The sequence below is a fragment of the Bombella dulcis genome (assembly GCF_026385505.1).
Classification (GTDB): domain Bacteria; phylum Pseudomonadota; class Alphaproteobacteria; order Acetobacterales; family Acetobacteraceae; genus Bombella; species Bombella dulcis.
On the sequence record NZ_JANIDV010000006.1, the window covers coordinates 52,987 to 78,343 of the forward strand.

Consider the following 25,357-nt stretch of genomic DNA (forward strand, 5'->3'; position numbering starts at 1 on the left):
TCTGATTCTTCCCTGACTGTGTGGTGGACTGTTACCCCACCCGGACGAGAATATGCTTTTTCCTGCCGGAGGAGAGTTTCAGTGCTCCATCGGTCAAGTCGGCGGAGGTGATGGTCTGGTTTTCATCCCTGATGACCACGTCATTAAGCCGTGCACCTCCACCACGGATGAGACGGCGGGCCTCACCACCGCTGGCGGCCAGCCCGGCTTCTGCGAAGAGTTTGAAGGCGGGCAGCCCCTCGGCAGGCAGGCCGGAAGGCAGCGTGACTTCCGGCAGGGCGGCCTGAACGCTGCCCTGTTCAAACACCTTGCGGGCCGTCTCGGCAGCTTCCTCGGCGGCAGCACGGCCGTGGCAGATGGCCGTGGCCTCGGTGGCCAGAATCTTCTTGGCCTCGTTGATCTCCGCACCCTCCAGCGCACCGAGACGTTCACATTCCTCTACGGGGAGGTCCGTGAACATCTTGAGGAAGCGGCCTACGTCGGCATCCTCGGTATTGCGCCAGAACTGCCAGTAATCGAAGACAGGCCGCCGCTCTTTTCGGACCCATACGGCCCCGTTGGCGGACTTGCCCATTTTTGCACCGGAGGAGGTGGTGACAAGCGGTGTTGTCAGCCCGAACAGGCGGGCACCATCGGTGCGGCGGGCAAGGTCGATGCCGGAGACGATGTTGCCCCACTGGTCAGAGCCGCCCATCTGGAGGATGGCCCCGTGGCGGCGGTACAGCTCCCGGAAATCGAATGCCTGAAGAATGGAATAGTTGAACTCGAGGAAGGTCAGCCCCTGTTCCCGGTCCAGACGCTGCTTCACGCTTTCAAAGGAGAGCATCCGGCTGACGGAGAACTGCACCCCGACATCCTGGAGCAGGCTGATATAGGAGAGCCTGTCCAGCCAGTCCGCATTATTGACGAGGCGGCATTTCCCATCATCAAAATTCAGGAACTGCCCCAGAGAGGCCCGCAGACCGGCGAGATTGTGGGTGATGGTCTCGTCCGTCATCAGGGACCGGGCTTCATCACGGAAGGAGGGATCGCCGATCTTCGCCGTGCCACCGCCAATCAGGGCGATGGGGTTGTGTCCGTGCTTCTGGAGCAGGCGCAGCATCATGATCGACATGGCATTACCCACATGCAGGGAGTCCGCCGTGGGGTCGAAGCCGATATAGGCCGTGATCGGGCCTGCCAGCATCTGTTCGTCCAGTGCCTCGAAATCGGTACACTGGAAGATCATGTCACGGGCCTTGGCCTCTCGCAGGAACGGGCTTTTAAGCGGTATATCGGTCATGAAGGGCCTTCCTGTAGGGATGTCCTGTCGGGCGGGGACTGGTCAGCCGACAGCTTCTGCCGCAGGCTGGATCATCAGCGTTTCTTCAGGGGCAAAAAGGTTTTTCTGCCGGGTTGTCACATGGTCTTCCAGTGCATCGGCAATCAGTTCCGCCTGCTGGGAGAAGATATGGTCGGCATTGTCGAAGACACGGTAATCGACCGTGACATTCTTCTGCGTGTTGAGCTTGTCCACCAGCTTGCGGATGACAGGCTCGGGGGCCATGCTGTCCTTGCCACCGGCGATCATCAGGCCGCTGCACGGGCAGGGGGCAAGGAAGTTGAAGTCATAATCATCAGCGGGCGGGGCCACGCTGATCCAGCCCCGGATTTCCGGCCGGCGCATGAGCAGCTGCATCCCCACGAAGGCCCCGAAGGAATAGCCGGCGATCCACAGTTCCGAAGAATTGGGATTGATCATCTGCATCCAGTCCAGCGCAGCGGCGGCATCGGAGATTTCCCCGATTCCACCGTCATAACGCCCCTGGGAGCGGCCGACCCCACGGGAGTTGTAACGCAGGACGGAAAACCCCATTGTCTGGAAACGCCGGTACATGGTGTAGGCAATGCGGTTGTTCATCGTCCCGCCATGCAGCGGGTGCGGGTGGATGATCAGGGCGAGGGGGGCGTCTGGGTTTTCGGAGTGATGGTAATGGCCTTCGAGCCGCCCATCCGGGCCGGCGAACATGACTTCAGGCATGCGTCTCTCATCTTCTTGTCCACCCCGCCGCCTGATGGAGGCCCAGAGTGATGTGCGAACCGACTATGCCCGGTCGGGTCAGGACTCCGGGCATGATTTTACGCCCCCGGCAGAAGGATGGCCCCTGTCCGGGAGGAACATACCGGCGTTGTATATCGGTTTCATCTTGGTAATTTCTACCAAAATCGACTCTGTCGTGATGGTTTTTTCAAATTGGTAAAGAAGATTGTATTTGTCTCCTTACAGGGGCGAAGCCTATCACGGGATGTCAGGGGCACGGAGGCCCTTTATCAGGCCGGAGGAAGGGAAAGATGGTTCAGCAGGCAGCGGCGATGCAGCAGGCTCCAGTCTATCTGGATGCCAATGCGACTGAACCCCTGCGCCCCGCAGCACGGGATGCCATGCTGGCAGGACTGGACCAGGTGGGAAACCCTGCCTCCGTCCATGCGGCGGGACGTAAGGCCCGCATCATGCTGGAGGAGGCCAGGCGTCAGATCGCAGCATCTTTCGGGCGGGAAGCGGACAGCTGTGTCTTTACGTCGGGAGGGACGGAGGCCGATACGCTTGCCCTGCATGCCTTCGGTCATGCAGAAGGACGCCCCATCCTCATGGGGGCCACCGAGCATGATGCCATCCGCAGGGCTGTGCCGGAGGCTGGAATCATCCCTGTGGATGGGCAGGGTGTGATTGACCGTACGGCTCTGGAAGAGATGCTGGAGGCTCATGAAGCTCCACTGGTCTGCATCATGGCGGCAAATAACGAGACGGGTGTTCATGCACCGCTGCGGGAGGTTGCGGCTCTGTGCCGCCGTCATGGGGCTTTCCTGCATGTTGATGCCGTACAGGCGGCAGGACGGATGCGGGAACAGGATGATTTCTTGCTGGCCCTGAAGGATGGTTCACTGGAGGGAGCCAGTCTGGCCCTGTCTGCCCATAAGATGGGAGGCCCGAAGGGGTCAGGCGTGCTGCTTCTGCCAGAAGACAGGCCCCTGTCCCCTCTGCTGCCCGGTGGAGGGCAGGAGCGGGGACGGCGTGGCGGCACACCGGCCCTCGCTTCCCACATGGGCATGGCCGCTGCCCTAGAAGAGAGCCGGAGGCAGGACTGGAACATTCTGGCCGTCCTCAGGGATGAGCTGGAGGCTGTCATGGTACAGGCTGGAGCCATCATCATGGGGCATGGGGTGGCCCGTCTGCCCAACACGGTCAGTGCCGTCCTGCCCGGCGTGCCTGCCCAGATGCAGCTCATGGCACTGGATATTGAAGGTTACTGCGTGTCTGCCGGGTCTGCCTGTTCGTCCGGCAAGGTGAGCCGGTCGCATGTGCTGGAAGCGATGGGACAGGGTGAGGCGGCGGGGCAGGCCATCCGTGTCTCCCTGCCGTGGAATGTCGTGGCTGATGATGTACGGGCCTTCGGGCGGGCTTATGGCCTCATGGCGCAGCGTTTTGCTGAACGGGGCCTCCTGAAAAAAACATCGTCCTGCGGGAGAAGCCAGTGACCCGTCAGGATGACGTGATTTATCTGGACTATCTTGCCACGACTCCCTGTGATCCTGCCGTGGTGGAGGCGATGCTGCCGTGGTTCACGCAGCAGCCTGCCAATGCGGGGAGCCTGCATCTTCCGGGGCGGCAGGCAGAGGACGCCGTGGAGCGTGCCAGGGAGGAACTGGCCGAAGCCCTTCAGGTCAGTCCGCAGGAAGTGATCTGGACCTCCGGGGCGACGGAGTCCAACAATCTGGCCATCAAGGGAGCAGCCCGCTTCCTGAAGGAACAGGGCGACGGACGGCGGCGCATCATCACCGTGGCGACGGAACATAAATGCGTTCTGGAAGCCGTGCGGTCTCTGGCGGCGGAGGGGTTCGAGCCTGTCATCCTGCCCGTGGAGCCGGATGGCCGCCTGCTGCCGGATCGTCTGGAAGAGGCCCTGAAGACACCCACCCTGCTGGTCAGCATCATGGCGGCAAACAACGAGACAGGCGTGGTGCAGGATATTCCCCGCCTCATGCTGTCCGTGAAGCAGGCCGGTGCCCTGCTGCATGTGGACATGGCCCAGATGTTCGGCAAGCTGCCCTGCACGCTGGAGGGAGTCGATCTCGCCTCATTTTCGGGACACAAGATATATGGTCCGAAGGGAGTGGGTGCCCTGTATGTCCGGCGGAGGCCCCGTGTGCGGCTGGTCCCGCTGCTGTCCGGTGGCGGGCAGGAGCGGGGTCTGCGTTCCGGCACCCTGCCTGTTCCTCTCATCGTGGGCATGGGGGTGGCCGCACGGATGGCCGTGGAGACTGGGGAGGCTGAAGCGGAGCGTCTTGCGGGCTTGCGGGATGGGCTATGGCAGGGTATGCGGCAGCTGTTCCCGGCAGCCCGTCTTAACGGAGCATCCGCCCCACGGCTGCCGGGCGTCTTGAACATATGCCTGCCCGCCGGGCCTGAGGCCTGGCAGGTCATGGCCGCCGTGCCGGGAGTTGCCTTTTCATCAGGTTCGGCCTGCTCGGCAGCATCCGGGGCACCATCCTACGTTCTGAAGGCAATGGGGCTGACGGAGGCGGAGGCACGCAGGAGCTTGCGTCTGTCGGTAGGACGTTTTACCCCGGCAGGTGACGTGGAGTGCGCAGTGGCCCGTTTTGGGCAGGGCCTTGCCGGGTGGTGAGGCTGCTGCATGGATACAGGGAGTGAGGGATTTATGGCCCGGATGGTTTTTGTTGAGCGTGATGGTAGTCGCCACGAGGTGGAGGCACAGACTGGTCTTTCCGTGCTGGAGATTGCCCATGAGAATAATATCGACCTTGAAGGGGCCTGCGAAGGCTCGCTCGCCTGTGCAACCTGTCATGTGATCGTGGACCCGGCCTGGGCGGACAGGCTGAAAAGCCCGACTGATGATGAGGAAGACATGCTCGACCTCGCCTTTGGTCTGGAAAAGACATCCCGTCTTGGCTGCCAGATTGTCATGACGGAAGAGCTGGATGGTCTTGTCGTCCATCTTCCCAAGGCTGGCTGAGGCGTCTGACCATGCGTATCCTTGTGGCCATGTCCGGTGGTGTGGACAGTTCTGTCGTGGCAGCACTGCTGAAGCGGCAGGGCCATGAGGTCATCGGGGCGACCCTCCAGCTTTATGACCACAGCGGTCCGGCAAAGCCGGGTGCCTGCTGTGCCGGACGGGACATCATGGATGCCCGCATGGTCGCCGAGCGTATCGGCTTTCCGCATTATGTCATTGATGCGGAAAGCCGTTTCCGGGAAAGCGTGATCGAGAGTTTTGCGGATGCGTATGCCAGAGGGGAAACGCCCGTCCCCTGTGTGGCCTGCAATCAGGGCGTCAAATTCACGGACCTTCTGAATATGGCACGTGACCTTGGCTGCGAGGCCATGGCGACCGGCCATTACGTGCGCCGGGTGGAGGGCGCAGAGGGTGTGGAGATGCATCGCCCGGTGGACCGGGACCGGGACCAGAGCTGGTTCCTGTTTGCCACGACCCGTGAGCAGCTTGAATTCCTGCGTTTTCCGCTGGGTGAGATGCCGGACAAGGCCCATGTGCGGGCACTGGCGGAGGAGCTGGGGCTGGACGTTGCCACCAAGCGGGACAGTCAGGATATCTGCTTCGTGACGAACGGCTCCTATACAGGGCTGGTGGAGAAGATGCGGCCGGAGATTCAGGGGCCGGGTGACATCGTGGATGAAAAGGGTAACGTGCTGGGTCGTCATGAGGGCATTGCCCGTTATACGGTCGGGCAGAGTCGCCGTCTGGGGGACATTCATACCGGCACGGGAGAACGGCAGATGGTCACGGCCATTGACGTGCCGTCCCGCCGCATCATCGTCGGTCCCCGCCAGACCCTGACCAGTGACGAGAGCCGCCGGACTGTCCATCTGCGGGACATGAACTGGCTGATTGATGCTCCCGCAGAGGGGGTGCGCTGCGGTGTGCAGCTCCGGGCACGGGAAGGGCTGCGGCAGGCTTTCGTGCGCCCCCTGGAGGGAAACCGGGCCGAGGTGCAGCTGGAGGACCCCGCCCTGCCGGCTCCGGGCCAGGCCTGCGTGATGTATGAGGGGGACCGGGTACTGGGTGGAGGGTTCATCCTCGCCGACCGGTGAATGGGGGACTGAAAAGGGAGCGGGGAGACCCGTTTTTGCACGCAGTTTTTACCTCCGGTTAAAAAAATGACGCTTTCCTGCCGTTTATGGCCGGGTCTTCAGGATGAGGGGAATGGCTATTCCTTATCATGGGGGATGGCTGGCTTTTAGGAATGTTTCGGCTCCCAAATATATTTTGCATGAATCTTGTTTTTGGATATGGACAAAGCCCCATGTTTCATGGTCTGGCTGGGCACAGAGAAGTTCTTTCTCCACAACAACAGGAAGTGATTGTCACGCTATCAGCTTGAAGGTTTGGTATGGCTTATTTTGCACGTCATTTTGGTACATTGCCGGAACGTTCTGTCCTGCGGAAGGCCATTGCTGAGAAGATCCGGTACCCGGAGCAGGCCTGTGTGGAGGCCCTGCTCCCCGCTGCCGAGCTGAAGTTCGATGAGGAGCGTGTTGCCGGTCGGGTCGGGCTGGAGCTGGCCCGTGCCCTGCGTGACCACCGCAAGCCCGGTCTGGTGGAAACACTGGTGCAGGAATTCAGCCTTGGCTCTGCCGAGGGTGTGGCCCTGATGAGCATGGCTGAGGCCCTGTTGCGGACACCTGACCATGCGACACGTGATGCCCTGATCCGGGATCAGGTCGGCGTGGGTGACTGGCTGGCCCATATGGGGCGTGACAGTGGCCTGATCATCAATGCGGCCTCATGGGGTCTGGACATTACGAGCCGTCTGGTCGCTCCCAAAAAGCGTATGAGCGTGATTCATCACATGCTCCGCAAGCGGGGTGAGCCGGTCGTCCGCAAGGCCGTGCAGTTTGCCATGCAGATGATGGGCCAGCAGTTTGTCCTGGGGCAGACCATTGAAGGTGCCCTGAAAGACTCCCGCAAGCGGGAAGCCCAGGGGTTCACCTATTCCTATGACATGCTGGGTGAGGCTGCTCTGGACCGTGCGGATGCCGAGCGGTATCAGGCCGCCTACCATGCGGCCCTGGAAGCCATCGGGAGCAGTGCCCGGGGTGACACGGTCTATAACCGGCCGGGTCTTTCCATCAAGCTGTCTGCCCTGCATCCCCGTTATGAGCGTGCCAAACGTGAGCGCGTGCTGGGTGAGCTGCTGCCGACCGTCAAGGCTCTGGCCGTGCGGGCAAAGCACTACAATCTCGGCCTGAACATTGATGCCGAAGAAAGCGAGCGGCTGGATATTTCTCTGGATATTCTGGAGGCTCTCTGCCGTGACCCCGAGCTGGCTGGCTGGGACGGCATCGGCTTTGTCGTGCAGGCCTATGGCCGCCGTGCCGCTTCCGTGCTGGATTACATCATCGCTCTTGGACGTGAGACCGGGCATCGCCTCATGGTCCGTCTGGTCAAAGGAGCTTACTGGGACAGCGAGCTGAAGAAGGCGCAGATTGATGGCGTGCCGGACTTCCCGGTCTTCACCCGCAAGTGCCATACGGATGTCAGCTACGTTGCCTGTGCCCGCAAGCTGCTGGGTGCAACGGATGCCATCTTCCCGCAGTTTGCCACGCATAATGCCCGTACGGTAGCGTCCATCTATGCGATGGCCGGTCAGGACTTTCATGAAGGGCAGTATGAGTTCCAGTGTCTGCATGGCATGGGCGAGGCCCTCTTTGAACGTGTCGTAGGGCCGAAGAACCTTGACCGTCCGTGCCGTATTTATGCGCCCGTGGGCACATATGACACGCTGCTGGCCTATCTTGTCCGCCGTCTGTTGGAGAATGGAGCCAACTCCTCCTTCATCAACCTGCTGGGTGACCCGAAGATTTCGCTGGAAAAACTGGTGGAAGACCCGGTGCAGGTCACACGGTCCTACAGCCCGGTTGGTGCGCCTCATCGTGAGATCAGGAAGCCGCTGGACATGTTCGAGCCGGAGCGGCAGAACTCGAAGGGCATGGACCTGAACGATGATTCCGTTCTGGCCCATCTTGGCAGGGAGCTGGACACCCTGCCGGAAACCTATGAGGCAGCCCCGTTGGTGCCCGGTCTGGGCAAGGCGGAACGTCCCGTCCATCCGGTGACCAATCCTGCCGAGCGGAACGACAGGGTCGGGCAGGTGACCTTTGCCGTACTGGAGGACATTTCCCACGCCGTGGATGTGGCCGAAGGGGCTTTTGAGGACTGGGCTGCACGGTCCTCCGACGAGCGTGGTGCCATCCTTGAACGGGCGGCTGACCTGCTTGAAGAACGTTACATTGCCTATATGGGGCTTGCCGTCCGTGAGGCCGGGAAGTCCTACCCGAATGCCGTGGCCGAGGTGCGTGAGGCGATCGACTTCCTGCGCTATTATGGTGGCATGGTCCGGCGGGAATTCAGCAACAAGACGCATCTCCCGCTGGGGACGGTCGTCTGCATCAGCCCGTGGAACTTCCCGTTGGCCATTTTCCTTGGGCAGGTCTCTGCAGCACTGGCTGCCGGGAATACCGTTCTGGCAAAGCCTGCCGAGGAAACACCGCTGATTGCCATGCAGGCCGTCAGGCTGCTGCATGAAGCAGGCGTGCCGGAAGAGGTCCTCCAGTTCCTTCCCGGTGAAGGGGATGTCGGTGCTGCCATGGTGGCCGATGAGCGTGTTGCTGGCGTGATGTTCACCGGCTCCACGGTCGTGGCGCAGATCATTGCCCGTCAGCTGACGGGCCGTCTGGGCCGGAACGGCCAGCCCGTGCCGCTCGTGGCGGAGACGGGTGGACTGAATGCGATGGTGGTGGATTCCTCTGCCCTGCCGGAGCAGGTGGTCAAGGATATCGTGTCCTCCGCTTTCGACAGTGCGGGGCAGCGTTGCTCGGCCCTGCGTGTCCTCTGTGTGCAGGAAGATGCGGCTGACCGCATCATCTCCCTCCTGAAGGGGGCGATGGAAGAGCTGCGCATCGGCATCCCGGCCAAGCTGGCCACGGATGTCGGGCCGGTCATCAGTGAAGTCGCCCGTAAAGGGATCGTGGACCATATCGAGGCTCTGCGTGCCCGGAATCATCCGATCTTCCAGGCTCCGGTTGTGGCAGAAGAGACCAAAGGTGGGACTTTTGTTCCGCCGACCCTGATTGAGGTCAACTCCATTGCCGATGTGGGTGGTGAGATTTTCGGGCCGGTGCTGCATGTCCTGCGCTATCGGCGTGAAGAGCTGGAAGCCCTGATTACCCGCAGCAATGCTGGTGGTTATGGCCTGACCTTTGGCGTTCATAGCCGTGTGTCTTCCCGGATCGAGTATCTGGTGAATCGTGTCGAGGCCGGGAACATCTACGTCAACCGCAATATTGTCGGGGCCATTGTGGGCGTCCAGCCGTTCGGTGGGCATGGGCTTTCCGGTACCGGGCCGAAGGCTGGTGGTCCGCTGGCCCTGCGTCGCCAGCTGGCCCATGCGCCCCGCACGCCGCTGGTCCGGACGGATGCCATGCCTGCTATGGCCCGTTCATGGCTGCTGTGGCTGGGTACGGATGATCGTGAACTGTCCCGTGAGGTGACGCCGTGGATGGATCATGGCCTGCTGGACTGTCGTCTGGAGCTGCCATCCCCGGTGGGTGAAAGCAACACCTATACGCTGGAGCCTCGTGGCCGTGTGCTGATCGTGGCCGAGACGGTTCGTGGTCTGAAGCGTATGATCAGTTATGCCGTCAGCTGTGGGAATGAGGTCGTGGCTCTGGCCGCTCCTGCCGTGATCAGGTCTCTGGATACGCTGCCCGACGTGCTGCGGAGCGTGATTCAGCCGGCGGATTCTCTGGAGGATGTGGGGGGCTGCTCCGTCATCCTGACGGAGACTATCAATGAAGGGCTGTGGCAGATCGTCAGTGACCATCTGAAGAATCCGGAAGCCCCTGTGCCCTTGGTTTACTGGGCTGATGAAGAGACACTTCAGCCGGAGGCCCTGCTTCAGGAGAAATTGATTAGCATCAATACGGCCGCTGCTGGTGGTAATGCTGAACTGATGACCTTGAGCTGATTTTTTAGCTCGGGGGAAGGATGGATCGCTTGTTAGTCCGATTCTGTTTATGGCGGTGTATTCATCACGAGATGAATAAAAAAGCAGGCGGAAGAGTTTGTTTCTTCCGCCTGTTTTTTGGTGCCAATCTGTTTTTTTAGTTTGGTATTTTGCTTTTTGGTAAAGAGAGGCAGCCATCCGGTATGGCAACCCGAAGGAAGTTGGCCAGTTCCCGGAAGGACGTTGCTCGAGGATCGGATGGACGCCAGACGAGGCTGATGGTCCGTTGTGCTTCGGTTTCGCTCAGCTCCCGGATGGTAACGAGGCTGTCAAACTCATGACGATTGTTGAGAGCCAGTCGGGGAATGAGGGAGAAACCTTCACCAGCACCGATCATATGCCAGAGCATCTCCAGACTGGTGGCCAGACGCTGATCCTGCGACCGGAAATTGCTGGGGCAGAGGGACAGGGCCTGATCCCTCAGGCAGTGGCCATCTTCCAGCAGCAGGAGGTCCGGCCGGGCCAGGTCCGAGATGGAGAGATGCTTCTTGTTTGCCAGTTCATGGTCCTTGGGGAAGACGGCCAGAAACGGCTCAAGAAAGAGTGGTGCATGTTCTAGCGATTCGGTGGCTGTCGTGGGAGCCATGAAGGCGACATCCAGATCGCCCTGGCGGAGATGCTGGACAAGGTTGGGAGTCGTGTTCTCGTTCAGGCGCAGTCCGAGCTGGGCGTATTTCTGTCTCAGGCGTGGCAGCAGGCCGGGGATGTAATAGGGACCAAGCGTAGGTATCACGCCGATATGCAGCAGGCCATCCAGCGGGCCGGTATGAGCACGGGCCACTTCTAGCAGGTTGCGGGCCGAGGCCAGCACGTCCCGCCCTAGCGCAATGAGGCGTTCACCCTCTGGCGTGGGAGCCACATGCCGGCGGGAGCGTTCGAACAGGGTGACGTTGAGAAGCTGTTCCAGCTTTCTCACCTGCTCGGAAAGCCCGGCCTGGCTGACGCCACAACGTTCAGCCGCACGGGAAAAATTACGCAGATCATCGACTGCAACGACATATTCAATGTCCCGGAGGGACAGACCGGAGAGAGGAACATAGGACATGATACTACCAATAAGCCGAGATTGAGACAGGGCCAAGGGGAAAAGACCCAAATCGCACAAAGAGTGATAATGATTCTTAATCATACTGATAACAATTCTCAATTAGACGCTTCAAATGGCCAGGGCTAGAAGGTAAACGTGCTTGACATTCCAGAGGTCGGGCTGCTCCCTAGGAGGGGCGTCCGCAGGCCCTGCGGAGGTCTAGAATTCTGATAGTGAATGAGGAGGTTTCCATGCCTGCTATTGGTTCCGAAATTAAGCCTTTTACCGCTCAGGCTTTCCGTGATGGCAAGTTCCTGCAGGTCTCTGATGCCGACCTGCGCGGCAAATGGTCCGTCGTGTTCTTCTACCCGGCCGACTTCACCTTTGTCTGCCCGACGGAGCTGGAAGACCTCGCTGAGAACTATGGGACTTTCCAGAAGATGGGCGTCGAGATCTTCGGCGTCTCCACGGACAAGCACTTTACCCACAAGGCATGGCACGACACGTCCCCGGCCATCGGCAAGGTGCAGTACACCATGATCGGTGACCCGTCCGGTGACATCGCCCGCAACTTTGATGCCCTGCGTGCCGATGGCAGCCACACGGCTGACCGTGCCACGTTCCTGATCGACCCGGAAGGCAAGATCCAGTACATCGAGATCACCTCCGAGGGTGTGGGCCGTAGTGCTGCCGAGCTGCTCGACAAGATCCGTGCTGCCCAGTACATCGCCGCTCACCCGGGTGAAGTCTGCCCGGCCAAGTGGAAAGAGGGTGGCGACACGGCAACCCTGAACCCGTCCCTGGACCTGGTTGGCAAGATCTGATCACGCCCTGAAACGGGAAGTCTGGTGGGGGGCCTCTCCCCACCGCTGAGGGGAGGCGTGCTGTAGCGGTGCGCCTCCTTTTTCATGGGGTCAGTCCCCGGCCTGCCATGCTTTGAGCATCAGAGACTCTGGAGAGAGAATTCATGCTGAACGACGAACTCAAAGGCCAGCTGAGAGGGTACCTCCAGCATCTGCGCCACAACATCATCCTTGTTGCCAGCCTCGACGAGGGCGACAAGTCCCGTGAGATGAAGGAATTTCTTAACGAAATTTCCGAACTCTCTGACAAGGTTTCCTATCAGGAGGGTGGCACGGACTCCCGCCGTCCGTCCTTCCTGATCCGTGCCGCAGATTCAGATGTTCAGGTCTGCTTTGCCGGTATCCCGATGGGCCATGAGTTCACGTCTCTGGTGCTGGCCCTGCTCCAGGTTGGTGGTCATCCGCCGAAGGTCGAGGCCGAGCAGATTGCTCAGATCAAGGCTCTGAAGGGCGAGTTCCACTTCGAGACCTATTTCTCCCTGTCCTGCCATAACTGCCCGGATGTCGTGCAGGCCCTGAACACGCTGAGCGTTCTGAATCCGAACATCCATCATACGGCCATTGATGGTGCCCTCTTCCAGGATGAGGTGAACGAGCGTGATGTGCGTTCCGTTCCGCAGGTCTTCCTGAATGGTGAGCGTTTCTCCACGGGCCGCATGGAGCTGCCGGAGATTCTGGCCAAGATCGACACCGAAGGTGCTGCCAAGGCGTCCGAGAAGCTGAATGATGAAGCTCCGTTCGACACGCTGGTGATCGGGTCCGGTCCAGCTGGCTGTGCAGCGGCCATCTACACGGCCCGCAAGGGTGTGCGCACGGGTCTGCTGGCTGAACGCTTCGGTGGTCAGGTCATGGACACGGCTGGCATTGAGAACTTCATCTCCGTACCGGAGACGGAAGGTCCGGCCCTGGCCAAGAACCTGGAACAGCATGTCCGCAGCTATGATGTCCGTGTCATCACGGCGCAGCGTGCCGCCAGGCTGATCCCGGCCGAGAAGGAAGGTGGTCTGCATGAGATCGTGCTGGAAAGCGGTGCTCATCTGAAGGCCCGTACCGTCATCGTGGCAACGGGTGCCCGCTGGCGTCAGCTGAACGTGCCGGGTGAGGAAGAGTATCGTACACGTGGCGTTGCCTACTGCCCGCACTGTGATGGTCCGTTCTTCAAGGGGCGTCCGGTCGCTGTGGCTGGTGGTGGCAACAGCGGTGTGGAAGCCGCCATTGACCTTGCCGGTATCGTGTCTCACGTGACGCTGCTCCAGTATGACCCCGTTCTGACGGCTGATGAAGTTCTCCAGAACAAGGTCCGCAGCCTGCCGAATGTCGACATCGTGGTGAATGCCCGTACGACCGAGATTCGTGGCGATGGCCGCAAGATGACCGGCCTGAGCTGGCAGGACGTCAAGGATGGCAGCGATCACAGCATCGACGTGGATGGCATCTTCGTCCAGATCGGTCTGCTGCCCAACACGGACTGGCTGAAGGGCGGCATTGAAATGTCCCGCATCGGCGAGATCGGCATTGACGAGCGTTGCCGTACGTCCATCCCCGGCGTGTTCGCTGCTGGTGATGCCACGACCGTGCCGTACAAGCAGATCATCGTGGCCATGGGTGAAGGTGCCAAGGCGGCCCTGTCTGCCTTCGACCACATCATCCGCGTTCCGGCTGCTTCCTGATTGTTGCAGGTGGGCTGAACAGCTCCGTGCAGAAGAAAGACCGGCCTTCGGGCCGGTCTTTTTTTATGACCAGAGGTCCTGCTGTGGCTGGAGGTCCAGAATGGTCAGGGTGGAAAGCTGGCTGTGATGGAACAGATGCACGCCCGTGGCATGGGCAACCTCACGGGCGGAGCGTGTGTATCCGGCATTGGAGACAACGGCAGCATAATGGGCCTGACGGTGCTGGCGGGCGGTGAAGATTTCCTGCACGGCCTTGTTCCCCACAGGACGATTATAGAGCCTGCACTGGACAACGAGACGGACACCTTTTTTCTCTGCCATGATGTCGAGGCCCTGGTCCGCTCCCGGAGGTGTGGCCTGTGCCCTCCAGCCCGCCTGACAGAGCAGATGCGCACAGAGGCGTTCATAATCCAGAGGGTCCATGTTGGACCGGAACTTCTGTGGTGCGGTGTCGGCAGGGATCTGATTGATCCGCTCTTCTTCCTGCTGGATGATCGTTGCCGTGATGTACTGTATGTGCCGGATGGTACGATTCCGTAACGGCTGCCAGAAGGCGACAAGGTTTTTCTGTTTCAGTGCTGCCAGAAGAATGCTCTATGTAGAAGTAACTAAGTTCTTATTTTAGCATTTCGTATTGATAAGGCCATAATGGCCCTTGGCTAGTCAGGTCTGTTGACGTTGGGCAAGGGTATGTTGATGCGGGGCAATCAGCTTGCATAGTATTTTTATGCCTTGCATTTGGCCGCACACGTTTCCGACGTTGGAGAAGAACATGTACGAAGAGGATTCTTCGTAGGAAGAACGGCTATGTCATGACCGGGTAAAAGAGAGGGTTCAAGGTTTTGTCGGAAATGACCGGAAGCAGAGGACCCGATGGGGATACAGAACCACTATCCAGCTTTTCTATCACGCCCGCTCTGACGCGTAAGGGGGGAGGAAACGGTGCCGACACTCGGAATTGAACCGAGGACCTACTGATTACGAATCAGTTGCTCTACCCCTGAGCTATGTCGGCTTACGGTCGAGCCTATACAGAAAATTGGACGGATGGGCAATGGTGTGCGTAAAATATTTATGGATAAGGCTTGGAGGTGTTGCGGCCCCCTGTCTGGCAGCGCAAGAGGAACGGATGTTCAGGAAAGACCAGTTTCACAAAGGCCTCTGGAGTCAGGGAGGGGCCTGTTCCCTGCTCCGGCATGAGGTTGACCAGCCCCCTCTCAAGATCGTGGAGGGTGTTCATGAATGTGGCGTCTGTGGCCAGTTCCAGCATGTTCCCCATCTGAAACCGGGACATGTCCTGACCTGTGCCCGCTGTGGAGAAACCCTTGCCCGCAGGTGCAGGACATCGGAAATTGGTGGTCCTCTGGTTTTCTGCCTTGCGTCCCTGGCCCTGTATATCGTGCTGCTGGTCAGCCCGCTCATGACGCTGAACATTTTCGGCCGGGAGAACATGGTGTCTCTCATGAGCGGTCCGGCGGAGCTGGCCAGACAGGGGTTTGGGGTGATTGCCATACTGGTGGCCCTGGCCAGCATCGTCATGCCGGGCATCGTGCTCGTCTGCATGGCTCTGATCCTGTATGGCGCATCCCGCACTGTCATGCCCATGTGGGTCCGCCCGCTGCTGACATGGTATGAGAAGCTGCGCCCGTGGTCCATGATCGAGGTGTATGTCATTGGCGTGCTGGTGGCCTACACCAAGCTGGTTGATCTCGCCCTGGTCACGTTGCAGCCGGGGGTGTTCTTGCTGGGCGGCCTGATGGTGATGATGGCCGCCATGGATTCGACCTTCGACGCTGAAATGATCTGGAAGCACCGTTCCGTCACGAGGCGGAAAGGGCTGGGGCTGTACAAGGCGGAAGGGCGGCGTATGCCGCCGGAGAAGCACATGCTCTCCTGTCACGCCTGCAGCCTGACCTTTGTGGCCCGTGGCCCGGTGGATAATGATGCGGACATGGGGGACTGTCCTCGCTGTGGCCAGATACTGCGCCGGCGCAAGCGGAACAGTTTTCAGGCAGCCCTGTCTTTTCTGGTTGCAGCTTTCATCTTTTACATTCCTGCCAATCTTCTTCCCGTCATGGCTTTCATAAAGATGGGGCATGGTCATCCCAGCACCATTATTTCCGGTGTGATCCAGCTCTGGGAGGCTGATCTCTTTTTTCTGGCCTTGCTTGTCCTTTTTGCCAGCATTACCGTTCCGGTACTCAAGGTGTTCCTGTTGGCCTTGATGATCGGATGTGAGTATCGTGGCAGGACTTCGGAGAAATCGCTGAAGCGTCTGACAGGACTTTACAAGGTCGTGGTCTTCATTGGCCGCTGGTCCATGATTGATGTTTTCATGATTTCCATTCTTGCCGCCGTGGTTCGTTTTGGATTCATGGCGAGCGTGACGGCAGAGCTGGGCGTGGTGTTCTTTGCCACGGTGGTTGTGTTAACCATTTTTGCAGCGGACCTGTATGATCCCCGGCGCATGTGGGATGCTGCTGGCTATAATCAGGAAGTGCTGGTGCCCTCCCGTCAGGATGCAGGGGCCGATGTGACGGAATTACAGGATATGGAGCCTGAAAAAGCGTGAGAGATGAGCAGCTGAAGCGACATCCGGAAGACAAGCGTGGTGTGGAGGCAAATACCCGGCTGCCACGCTTTTCCGTACTCTGGATTATCCCTGTCCTTGCGTTGGCGATAGCGGGCTGGCTGGCCTGGCGGCATTTTGCCACCATGGGGCCGCGTATTGTCGTGTCCTTTGATGCCGCCGATGGCATCGTGCCGGGGCAGACGCAGGTCAAGAACAAGGCCGTGAATCTTGGTACGGTGCAGAGCGTGTCCTTGAGTCCAGACATGAGCCATGCGGATGTGACCATTCAGATGAGCGGCATTGATCCCCATGTGCTGAATGAACATACCCGTTTCTGGGTTGTCAGCCCGAGGATCAACGGGGCCAGCATTACCGGTCTGGATACGCTCTTTTCGGGTGCCTATATTGCCATGGACCCAGGCAAGCCCGAAGGGTCTCATTATAAGGATCATTTTAAGGGGCTGGAGAATCCGCCGGGTGTTCGCTCGGACAAGCCCGGCAGTACATACTGGCTTGTTTCGCCACGGCTGGAATCCCTGGGGGCCGGCGCACCCATTTTCTACAGGGATGTACAGGTGGGAGAAATTCTCGGATATACGATGCCACCGGGCGGGGAAGGTCCTCTTCTCCTCAAGGTGTTCATCAAGGCCCCCTATGACCATTATCTGAGGTCAGACAGCCGGTTCTGGAATGTGTCTGGAATGCAGATCGGGTTTGGTGCCGGTGGCATGAATATCCGTCTCCAGTCTTTCCAGGCCCTGCTGTCCGGTGGTGTGGCGTTCGGTCGTCCTGATAAGGTTCAGGGTGAGGATACGCCTGCTGCGGCACCCAATTCCGTATTCCATCTCTATGAGACGCAGGAGGCTGCCGATAATTCCCGGTACCGCCACAAGGTGCCTGTCCTGACCTATGTGGACACGGCGGTTGCCGGTCTGACAGAAGGCAGCAAGGTCACCATGTTCGGCCTTCAGGTTGGCGAGGTGACAGGCGTCCATCTGGAGCTGGGGAACAGCACGCATCATAATCCCCGTGTCCGTGTCGAGATGCAGCTGGAACCGGAACGTGTCATTACGGATGACGAGCTGGTGGGGACCAACAAGTCCGACCTGCTGGGGAACCTCGTGGAGGAGGGTATGCGGGCTTCCGTACAGAATGTCAGCTTCCTGACGGGAGAGGCCATGATTGCCCTGTCATTTGTTCATGAAAAGGGCCAGTCGCCGGAAGCCATGCAGCTTGAGAATGGCATCGCCGTGATCCCGAGCCAGCCGGGTGGCATGGATGGTATCCTCCAGTCGGCGTCTGTCATTGCGGACAAGATATCCGAGATGCCGCTGACCCAGATTGGCGATCACCTGAATGAGATACTGGAGCATGGTGATGAGCGCATCAGAAGCCCGGAACTGACCCGGTCCATGGTGGCCATGCGTGGGTCTCTGGTGGCCCTGAACCATCTTCTGGATCATGCTGACGAGCATCTGCCCGCCCTGATGAAGAATCTGAATGAGACTCTGGTGCAGGCGAATGGCATGCTGGCCTCCTATGGCGGGAACCCGGATTTCCGGCGCAATCTGGAAGAGCTGATTGTCCAGCTGACACGGATGTCCCGCTCCTTCCGTATGCTGTCCGATTATCTGGACCACCATCCTTCATCCTTTATTACTGGCCGGGGGCCCTGATTCATGATGCGTGTTCGTCGTTCCTTTTCTGCGCTGCGGGAGAGCCTGTCCCCGAACCGTCTGGGGCCGCTCGCCCTGCTGGGCACGGCCCTGATGGGCGCAGGTATGCTGGCCGGGTGCAGCAGTACGCCAACCACCTATTACGTGCTGTCTCCGCAGCCCGGGGCCATGATCTCCCCCATGCAGGCCATGAATCTGCCCCAGGCGATCGAGGTGCTGACGCCGTCCACGACAGCCCGTCTGGATCGGGATGGCCTCCTGCGGGTGATGAGTGATTCGCAGGATCATATGGTACCGGCTGCCGCGTGGAGCGAGCCGCTCAATGAAATGGTCGGCCACACGCTGGCTGCCAATCTGAGACAGCGTCTTCCGGGGCATGTGGTTTTCTCGCAGAATGATTCCGTGGGGGTGAAGGCCGGAGCCTATCTGGAGCTGAGCCTGTCACGGTTTGAACAGGACAAGTCCGGTCATGCGATCATTGTTGGCGTGATGTCGGCCCATCGGGCTGATGCTCCGACGGAACAGGCCCGTGCCGTGAACGTACAGTGGGTCTCTTCACAGTCCGTCGACACGAAACAGCCGGTTGATATGGTGAAGGTGCTGGGTGAGGGGGTTGGTGTCCTGTCTGATCAGGCCATCCAGCTGCTGTCTTCCCTGCCTCCCATGCCCGTGAGGGGAGGATCGTCTCACCTGTAAGGGGGAAGAGGCGTTTTTTGGTCCAGGGAGGCCCTGTGCTGCGTCATGTGCGGTGGTACAGGGCCTTTTCTGTGGCTGTTACATGATGAAGGGCGGAGAGTGTTTCCATAAAAAAAACCACCCGCTCCATGATCAGGAGGGGTGGTTTCAGAAGGGAGGTACTTCTGGAAGGGTCAGAGCTTCTCGACCTGGTTATAGTCCAGATCGACCGGTGTGGAGCGGCCAAAGATGGAGACACTGACCTTCAGACGCTGGTTCTCGGTGTCGATATCTTCGACACTGCCATTGAAGGAGGTGAAAGGACCATCGGAAACCCGGACCTGCTCGCCAATCTCGAAAGAGAGGCTGGAACGGGGACGGTCAACACCTTCCTGGGCCTGCTGGAGAATGCGCTTGGCTTCAGCATTGCTGATGGGAGTCGGCTGGTTGTTGCGTGTCCCGAGGAAGCCGGTCACCTTCGGGGTGTCCTTGACGAGATGCCAGGCCTGGTCCGTCAGTTCCATTTTCACGAGAACATAGCCGGGGAAGAACTTGCGCTCGGTATTCACCTTGCGGCCACGGCGGACCTCGGTCACTTCCTCTGAAGGGACCAGAATTTCCTCGAACTGATCGCTCAGCCCCTTCTTCTCGGCCTGCTCGCGGATATGATCGGCAATTTTCTTCTCGAAGCCTGAATAGACATGCACAACGTACCAGCGTTTTGCCATGATGCTGCTTTAGCCTCCGATGCCCAAAATTTTGCTAATTCCCAGGCCGATTACCTGATCAACGATGAAAAAGAAAATGCAGGTGGCGACCACCATGGCCAGCACGGCAGCTGTGGTGATGATGGTGTTGCGGCGTGTTGGCCAGGTGACACGCTTGGCCTCAGCACGAACATCTGCAAAATATCTGCGAAGGCTGAATCCTGGGCCTTTCTGGGCCGGAGGCATCTTCGGTGAATTGCCTTTCGGCTTTGTGACCGACACCATTATCCTCAAATCTATCTCGGCCCGGGGCCTGTCACCGGGTGAGGCTGTCAGGCGGGCAAGGTATGACGTGGCAGGGGTGGAGGGTCTCGAACCCCCAACCTCCGGTTTTGGAGACCGGCGCTCTAGCCAATTGAGCTACACCCCTTCAGGGTCGAATCGACCTAACCGTCTTGCCCCTTGGGGCTGGACGATGGGCAGAAAAAGATAACGAGACCGCTTTAAAGTCAAGTCCTATCTCCAGGAATAATGAAAAAACCTTTCATATTCCGGAAGCTGCCGGAATCACCCCTTGTCTTGCCGCATGAGAGGCAGTATAGGTCTGCTTTGTACAGAGCGGGCGTAGCATAATGGCTAATGCAGTAGCCTTCCAAGCTTCTGATGAGGGTTCGATTCCCTTCGCCCGCTCCAGATGATTCCCTGACATATTGATCTTGCTGGACAGGCTCCTTTCCGTCTGTGGAATGGGGCTGCTGCTGTGTCCATCCGTTCGTGCTGGCCCGGGTCATGATGGCCGGTGCGGCGGGGCAGATGAGCGGTGTCCCATGTGGGTGCTGGTGGCTGGCCATCAGGTTGCGTTGGATATGGTGCCCGTGTTAGTGAACGAGGACGAAACACTGGCCGGGTTCCGGCTCCGGTGCTCTGTACGCTGTGCAGTGGCCCCGGAGCATGCCGGTTAGGTCAAGAACCGGGAAACCGGTTTGAAAGCAGAACCTCATGAAGACGGAATGAACCCGTGACGGTTGCACAGGAAAAGCAGATCAGGACGCCAGGTGAAGTGGCGCAGCGTTATGCCCGGGCCTTTGAGGAGTATCTCTCGGAAAGTGAACAGGACAGGGCCGCCACTCTGGAGCAGGTGTGCGTGCTGCGTGAGGCCATTGCCCAGCTTCCCGACCTGCGTGCTGCTCTGGCCGACTCCCGGCTGGATGTCAGCCAGACAGAAAAGCTGGTGAAGAGCCTGGGGTCTGCGCTTGGCTTCAATGATGCGATGCGCCGTTTTGTCGGGTTCATTGCCCGTCAGCGTCGCCTGTCCGGTCTGGATGAAATCCTGTGCGCCGTTCTTCTTCTGGATTCACGCCAGCGTGGTGAGGTGCGTGTCGACGTGACGACCGCACGCCCTCTGGAAGACGGACAGCGTGAGAGCCTCCGTACCAGCCTTCAGCAGGCCGGATACGCTAACATTGCCATGACCGAACATGTCGACCAGGCCCTCATCGGGGGGATGGTCGTGCGTGTCGGTTCTGTTCTTTTTGATACATCGATCGCCGGGCGTCTGGCCCGCCTGCAGAACGCCATGAAGGGAGCCGCGTGATGGAGATCCGTCCCGCCGAGATTTCAGAAATTCTCAAGCAGCAGATCGCGTCTTTCGATCAGCCTGCCGCTGTTTCAGAGACAGGCATTGTTCTGTCTGTCGGGGATGGGATTGCCCGCGTCTATGGCCTGACAAATGTTCAGGCTGGTGAGATGGTCGAGTTCGAGGGGAGTGGCGTGCGTGGCATGGCTCTCAACCTCGAGAGTGACAGTGTCGGTGTGGTCATTTTCGGTGAGGGTGACCTCATTGGTGAAGGTGACACGGTCCTGCGTACGGGCAAGGTTGTGGAAGTGCCGGTCGGCAAGGGGCTTCTGGGGCGTGTGGTTGACGCTCTGGGCAACCCGATTGACGGTCGTGGCCCGCTTGAGAACATCGAGCATCGCCGTGCCGATGTCCGTGCTCCCGGCATCATGCCGCGTCAGTCCGTCAGCGAGCCGATGCAGACCGGCATCAAGGCCATTGACGCTCTCGTGCCGATCGGGCGCGGCCAGCGTGAGCTGGTGATTGGTGATCGTCAGACAGGCAAGACCGCCATCCTGATCGACACGATCGTGGCCCAGAAGAGCATCAACGCCGAGGGTGACCCCAAAAAGTCCCTGTACTGCGTTTATGTCGCTGTCGGGCAGAAGCGGTCCACGGTGGCCAACCTCGTCCGCAAGCTGACGGAAGCCGGTGCGATGGAATACTCCATCGTTGTGGCAGCCACCGCCTCCGATTCTGCACCGATGCAGTATTTGGCTCCTTATGCGGCGTCTGCCATGGGTGAGTATTTCCGTGACAACGGCATGCACTCCCTGCTGTGCTATGATGACCTGTCCAAGCAGGCTGTGGCCTATCGTCAGATGTCCCTGCTGCTGCGTCGTCCGCCGGGGCGTGAGGCTTTCCCGGGTGACGTGTTCTATCTGCATTCGCGTCTGCTGGAACGCTCCGCCAAGATGTCCGACGAGTTCGGGGCCGGGTCCATGACGTCCCTGCCGGTGATCGAGACGCAGGCTGGTGACACGTCCGCCTATATTCCGACCAACGTCATCTCCATCACTGACGGCCAGATCTTCCTTGAGACGGACCTGTTCTACAAGGGTATCCGTCCGGCCGTGAACGTGGGTGGTTCCGTGTCCCGTGTGGGGTCTGCGGCACAGATCAAGGCCATGAAGCAGGTGGCAGGCAGCATCAAGCTGGAGCTGGCCCAGTATCGTGAAATGGCCTCCTTTGCCCAGTTCGCTTCCGACCTTGACCCGGCAACCCGCCGTCAGCTGGACCGTGGTGCCCGTCTGGTTGAGCTGTTGAAGCAGCCTGAGACGTCACCTCTGGCCGTTGAGGAGCAGGTGGCTGTTCTTTATGCCGGTACACGTGGCTATCTGGACTCCGTTGCCGTGAACCAGGTGACGGCCTATGAGGCTGCCCTGCTGGAAGAACTCCGTCACGGTGGCAAGGCCGTGCTGGAGAAGATCCGCACCGAGCAGAAATTGACGCCGGAAATCGAAAACGAGCTTAAGGCTCTGCTCGAAGCCTTTGGTAAACGTTTCTCTGCCTGAGGGTCATAGCTCATGCCTTCATTGAAAGAACTGCGCGGAAGGATCTCGGGGGTCAAATCGACCCGCAAGATCACGAGCGCAATGAAAATGGTCGCCGCCTCAAAACTGAGGCGTGCCCAGAATCAGGCCGAGGCAGCCCGTCCCTATGCTGAGACCATGCAGCGTATGATGAGCGAGCTGGCCACGGCATCACAGGGGATGGACCCGTCCACCCTGCCGCCGCTTCTGGCTGGTACGGGCAAGGATGACGTGCATCTTCTTGTCATCCTGACATCTGACCGTGGGCTGGCTGGCGGATTCAACGCCAACATCATCCGCACGGCCCGTCAGCAGATCGAAGAGCTGAAGGCCAAGGGGCGTACGGTACGGCTGCTGCCTGTCGGGCGTAAGGGTGCCGAAATCTTCAGGCGGTATTATCCGGACATGATTGTGGATTCGCTCCATAATAATTCCGGGACACAGCAGACAGCCTATGCTCTTGCACAGGACCTGGCCAAGCGGGTTGGTGATCTGGTCGAGGCAGGTGAGATTGATGCCTGCTCCCTGCTGCGTAACCGTTTCGTCAATGCCATGACGCAGCTTCCCCAGTCTCTTGCGCTCGTGCCTCTGCCTGTGGCCGAGAATGACAATACGGTGCATGAGCGGGCCGATGGTGCCGTTTATGAGTTTGAACCTGATGAGGGGCAGCTTCTGGCACAGCTTCTGCCGCGTAATCTGCTTGTGCAGTTCTACGCTGCCATTCTGGAGAGTGCTGCCGGTGAGCAGGGTGCCCGCATGACGGCCATGGATAATGCCAGTCGCAATGCGAGCAAGGCCATTGAACGTCTGTCTCTGCGGTACAACCGTACACGACAGGCTAATATTACTAACGAGCTGATCGAAATCATTTCCGGCGCAGAAGCCGTCTGAGATCATGCAGGAGAGAAATCTGATGTCTGAGGAACTCAACCGCTCTGCTGAAAATGCCGGTGTTGGTGTTGGACGGATCACCCAGATTCGTGGTCCGGTGGTGGATGTCCAGTTTACGGACAAGCTGCCGCATATTCTGAACGCCCTTCACGTCATGAATGGCGACCAGACGGTCGTGCTGGAAGTTGCGCAGGAAATTGGTGAGCGTCAGGTCCGCTGCATTGCGATGGAAGGGACTGATGGTCTCGTCCGTGGTGCAGAAGTGACGGATACGGGCAGCCAGATCACCGTTCCGGTTGGTCCGGCCACTCTGGGCCGTATCATCAATGTCATCGGTGAGCCGGTTGATGAGAAGGGGCCGATCAAGACGGATACCCGCTTCCCGATTCACCGTCCGGCTCCCTCCTTTGAGGAACAGGCTGCCAATACCGAGATTCTCGTTACGGGGATCAAGGTGATCGACCTGCTCTGCCCGTACCTCAAGGGTGGCAAGATCGGTCTCTTTGGTGGTGCCGGCGTGGGCAAGACCGTCATCATTCAGGAGCTGATCAACAACATCGCCAAGGCGCACGGTGGTGTGTCCGTGTTCGCTGGTGTGGGTGAGCGTACCCGTGAGGGTAACGACCTGTATTATGAAATGCAGGGTGCTGGCGTCATCAAGATTGATGAGAATGGCCATACTGAAGGCTCCAAGGTGGCACTGGTCTATGGCCAGATGAATGAGCCGCCGGGTGCCCGTGCCCGTGTGGCCCTGACGGGTCTGTCTGTTGCGGAATATTTCCGTGACGTGGAAGGTCAGGACGTTCTCTTCTTCGTGGACAACATCTTCCGCTTCACGCAGGCCGGTTCCGAGGTGTCCGCCCTTCTGGGCCGTATCCCTTCCGCCGTGGGGTATCAGCCGACACTGGCCACGGAAATGGGTGCCCTTCAGGAGCGCATTACCTCCACGAAGAAAGGCTCCATCACGTCCGTCCAGGCTGTGTATGTTCCGGCTGACGACCTTACCGACCCGGCCCCGGCAGCAACCTTTGCCCATCTGGATGCCACGACGGTGCTGAACCGCTCCATTGCTGAAATGGGCATCTATCCGGCTGTGGACCCGCTGGACTCCACTTCCCGTTCCCTTGACCCCAAGATTGTGGGTCAGGAACATTATGAGGTGGCCCGTGCTGTCCAGAGCACGCTCCAGAACTACAAGGAGCTTCAGGACATCATCGCCATTCTCGGTATGGATGAGCTGTCTGAGGAGGACAAGCTGGTGGTGGGTCGTGCCCGTCGTATCCAGCGTTTCCTCTCCCAGCCCTTCCATGTGGCTGAGGTCTTCACGGGGGCACCGGGCAAGCTGGTCTCTCTGGAAGACACCGTGCGGTCTTTCAAGGCCGTGGTGAATGGTGAATGTGATGACCTGCCGGAAGGTGCCTTCTACATGGTCGGTTCCATCGAAGAGGCACAGGCGAAGGCCGAGAAGATGAAGCAGGAGGGCTGATTCATGCCGCTTCGCACCGAGATCGTCAGCCCGGAGAGACGCTATACCGACCGTGAGGTCGATATGGTGGTTGTTCCGGGCGGAGAGGGGGACATTGCGGCCATGCCTGGCCGCTCCCCGCTGATGTTGCAGCTTCGTGGTGGGGTCGTGACCCTGTACAAGGACGATCAGGTTCTGGAACGTTGCTTCGTCACGGGTGGTTTTGTGGACATGACGGCGGATCACTGCACGATTCTTGCAGATTCGGTGCGGGCACTTGAAGACCTTTCCATTGATGATGCCCGTCAGACGCTTGATCAGCTGAAGGACCAGTGGACACGGGTGGGACCTGATGAGATTGAGCTTCGTGCAAGCCTGAGCCGTCAGATTCAGGCTGCCCGTGCAGAGATTGAGGTGGCCCAGAAAGTTCAGCAGAATGATCTGAAGGCTATCTGATACTCTGTCGTCATGACGTCTGGAAAAGGTCGCTCTCTTTTTTAAAGGGAGCGGCCTTTTTTCATGGTCTGGGTCTGTGTCGATTCTGATGGTTTTGGTGATTCGTTCAGGGGTTTGCTGTGTGTAGG

The 25,357-nt window shown here is 59.3% G+C and carries 21 protein-coding genes and 3 tRNA genes; 16 read left to right on the forward strand and 8 right to left on the reverse strand.

Translation table 11 applies throughout. The annotated features are described in order from the left end of the window. Positions 1-31 precede the first annotated feature (31 nt). Together tyrS and NQF87_RS08200 are read right to left on the reverse strand one after the other, a co-directional pair. Positions 32-1,282, reverse strand: a complete 1,251-nt coding sequence (gene tyrS, locus NQF87_RS08195; RefSeq protein WP_407652028.1) for a tyrosine--tRNA ligase — start codon at positions 1,280-1,282, stop codon at positions 32-34. 42 nt (positions 1,283-1,324) lie between these two features. Next, positions 1,325-2,020, reverse strand: a complete 696-nt coding sequence (locus NQF87_RS08200; protein WP_323670725.1) for an alpha/beta hydrolase — start codon at positions 2,018-2,020, stop codon at positions 1,325-1,327. Positions 2,021-2,331: 311 nt separating this feature from the next. Here NQF87_RS08200 and NQF87_RS08205 point away from each other — a divergent pair, with 311 nt between their 5' ends. The 5 genes from NQF87_RS08205 (at position 2,332) to putA (ending at position 10,041) form a co-directional block, all read left to right on the forward strand. Next, a complete protein-coding gene (locus NQF87_RS08205) occupies positions 2,332-3,516 on the forward strand; it encodes a cysteine desulfurase family protein (RefSeq protein WP_266127923.1) in 1,185 nt (394 codons plus the stop codon). Then, entirely contained in the window at positions 3,513-4,664 is a 1,152-nt protein-coding gene (locus NQF87_RS08210) for a cysteine desulfurase family protein (protein WP_266127924.1), read from the forward strand. Before NQF87_RS08205 ends, NQF87_RS08210 begins: the two co-directional genes overlap by 4 nt. Before the next feature lie 33 nt (positions 4,665-4,697). Further along, entirely contained in the window at positions 4,698-5,012 is a 315-nt protein-coding gene (locus tag NQF87_RS08215) for a ferredoxin family 2Fe-2S iron-sulfur cluster binding protein (protein ID WP_266127925.1), read from the forward strand. A gap of 11 nt (positions 5,013-5,023) precedes the next feature. Further along, positions 5,024-6,106: a tRNA 2-thiouridine(34) synthase MnmA gene (gene mnmA / locus NQF87_RS08220; RefSeq protein WP_266127926.1), complete on the forward strand. Its 1,083-nt coding sequence runs from the start codon at positions 5,024-5,026 to the stop codon at positions 6,104-6,106. A gap of 299 nt (positions 6,107-6,405) precedes the next feature. After that, positions 6,406-10,041 (forward strand): bifunctional proline dehydrogenase/L-glutamate gamma-semialdehyde dehydrogenase PutA, encoded by a 3,636-nt coding sequence (putA, locus tag NQF87_RS08225; RefSeq protein WP_266127927.1) that lies wholly within the window; start codon positions 6,406-6,408, stop codon positions 10,039-10,041. Between the two features lie 136 nt (positions 10,042-10,177). Here putA and NQF87_RS08230 read toward each other — a convergent pair whose 3' ends face one another. Further along, positions 10,178-11,125: a hydrogen peroxide-inducible genes activator gene (locus tag NQF87_RS08230; protein WP_266127928.1), complete on the reverse strand. Its 948-nt coding sequence runs from the start codon at positions 11,123-11,125 to the stop codon at positions 10,178-10,180. Between the two features lie 233 nt (positions 11,126-11,358). Here NQF87_RS08230 and ahpC point away from each other — a divergent pair, with 233 nt between their 5' ends. Together ahpC and ahpF are read left to right on the forward strand one after the other, a co-directional pair. After that, a complete protein-coding gene (ahpC, locus tag NQF87_RS08235) occupies positions 11,359-11,931 on the forward strand; it encodes an alkyl hydroperoxide reductase subunit C (RefSeq protein ID WP_266127929.1) in 573 nt (190 codons plus the stop codon). 143 nt (positions 11,932-12,074) lie between these two features. Then, positions 12,075-13,640 carry an alkyl hydroperoxide reductase subunit F gene (gene ahpF / locus NQF87_RS08240; RefSeq protein WP_266127930.1) on the forward strand — a complete coding sequence of 522 codons (1,566 nt, stop codon included), beginning with the start codon at positions 12,075-12,077 and terminating at the stop codon, positions 13,638-13,640. Positions 13,641-13,703: 63 nt separating this feature from the next. On the opposite strand, the gene NQF87_RS08245 is transcribed toward ahpF, so the two are convergent. Both NQF87_RS08245 and NQF87_RS08250 read right to left on the reverse strand, forming a co-directional pair. Further along, on the reverse strand, positions 13,704-14,063 hold the full coding sequence (locus NQF87_RS08245) for a restriction endonuclease (protein WP_266127931.1): 360 nt from the start codon (positions 14,061-14,063) through the stop codon (positions 13,704-13,706). 520 nt (positions 14,064-14,583) lie between these two features. Next, a tRNA-Thr gene (locus tag NQF87_RS08250) sits at positions 14,584-14,655 on the reverse strand. A gap of 114 nt (positions 14,656-14,769) precedes the next feature. Here NQF87_RS08250 and NQF87_RS08255 point away from each other — a divergent pair. The 3 genes from NQF87_RS08255 to NQF87_RS08265 are packed head-to-tail and all read left to right on the forward strand — an operon-like array spanning position 14,770 to position 18,584. Next, positions 14,770-16,212 carry a paraquat-inducible protein A gene (locus tag NQF87_RS08255; protein ID WP_266127932.1) on the forward strand — a complete coding sequence of 481 codons (1,443 nt, stop codon included), beginning with the start codon at positions 14,770-14,772 and terminating at the stop codon, positions 16,210-16,212. Continuing rightward, positions 16,209-17,888: a PqiB family protein gene (locus NQF87_RS08260; protein ID WP_266127933.1), complete on the forward strand. Its 1,680-nt coding sequence runs from the start codon at positions 16,209-16,211 to the stop codon at positions 17,886-17,888. The genes NQF87_RS08255 and NQF87_RS08260 overlap by 4 nt, the downstream gene beginning before the upstream one ends. Positions 17,889-17,891: 3 nt before the next feature. Continuing rightward, positions 17,892-18,584, forward strand: coding sequence for a PqiC family protein (locus tag NQF87_RS08265; protein WP_266127934.1), 693 nt, complete (start codon positions 17,892-17,894; stop codon positions 18,582-18,584). Positions 18,585-18,757: 173 nt separating this feature from the next. On the opposite strand, the gene nusG is transcribed toward NQF87_RS08265, so the two are convergent. From nusG to NQF87_RS08280, 3 genes are all read right to left on the reverse strand, one after another. Continuing rightward, on the reverse strand, positions 18,758-19,291 hold the full coding sequence (gene nusG, locus NQF87_RS08270; protein WP_266127935.1) for a transcription termination/antitermination protein NusG: 534 nt from the start codon (positions 19,289-19,291) through the stop codon (positions 18,758-18,760). A gap of 9 nt (positions 19,292-19,300) precedes the next feature. Beyond that, on the reverse strand, positions 19,301-19,555 hold the full coding sequence (gene secE / locus NQF87_RS08275; protein WP_266127936.1) for a preprotein translocase subunit SecE: 255 nt from the start codon (positions 19,553-19,555) through the stop codon (positions 19,301-19,303). Between the two features lie 68 nt (positions 19,556-19,623). After that, a tRNA-Trp gene (locus tag NQF87_RS08280) sits at positions 19,624-19,700 on the reverse strand. Between the two features lie 188 nt (positions 19,701-19,888). Between NQF87_RS08280 and NQF87_RS08285 the strand changes: the two genes are divergently transcribed. The 6 genes from NQF87_RS08285 to atpC all read left to right on the forward strand — a co-directional run bounded on the left by NQF87_RS08285 (position 19,889) and on the right by atpC (position 25,229). After that, positions 19,889-19,963 (forward strand) — tRNA-Gly (locus tag NQF87_RS08285). 325 nt (positions 19,964-20,288) lie between these two features. Next, the gene (gene atpH, locus NQF87_RS08290) at positions 20,289-20,864 is read left to right on the forward strand and encodes an ATP synthase F1 subunit delta (protein ID WP_266127937.1); all 576 of its coding nucleotides are present in this window, start codon (positions 20,289-20,291) and stop codon (positions 20,862-20,864) included. Then, on the forward strand, positions 20,864-22,399 hold the full coding sequence (gene atpA / locus NQF87_RS08295; RefSeq protein ID WP_266127938.1) for a F0F1 ATP synthase subunit alpha: 1,536 nt from the start codon (positions 20,864-20,866) through the stop codon (positions 22,397-22,399). Before atpH ends, atpA begins: the two co-directional genes overlap by 1 nt. Before the next feature lie 12 nt (positions 22,400-22,411). After that, a complete protein-coding gene (locus NQF87_RS08300) occupies positions 22,412-23,308 on the forward strand; it encodes a F0F1 ATP synthase subunit gamma (protein WP_266127939.1) in 897 nt (298 codons plus the stop codon). A 22-nt stretch (positions 23,309-23,330) separates the two neighbouring features. Beyond that, the gene (gene atpD, locus NQF87_RS08305; protein WP_266127940.1) at positions 23,331-24,794 is read left to right on the forward strand and encodes a F0F1 ATP synthase subunit beta; all 1,464 of its coding nucleotides are present in this window, start codon (positions 23,331-23,333) and stop codon (positions 24,792-24,794) included. Positions 24,795-24,797: 3 nt separating this feature from the next. After that, positions 24,798-25,229, forward strand: coding sequence for an ATP synthase F1 subunit epsilon (gene atpC, locus NQF87_RS08310; protein WP_266127941.1), 432 nt, complete (start codon positions 24,798-24,800; stop codon positions 25,227-25,229). Positions 25,230-25,357 lie beyond the last annotated feature (128 nt).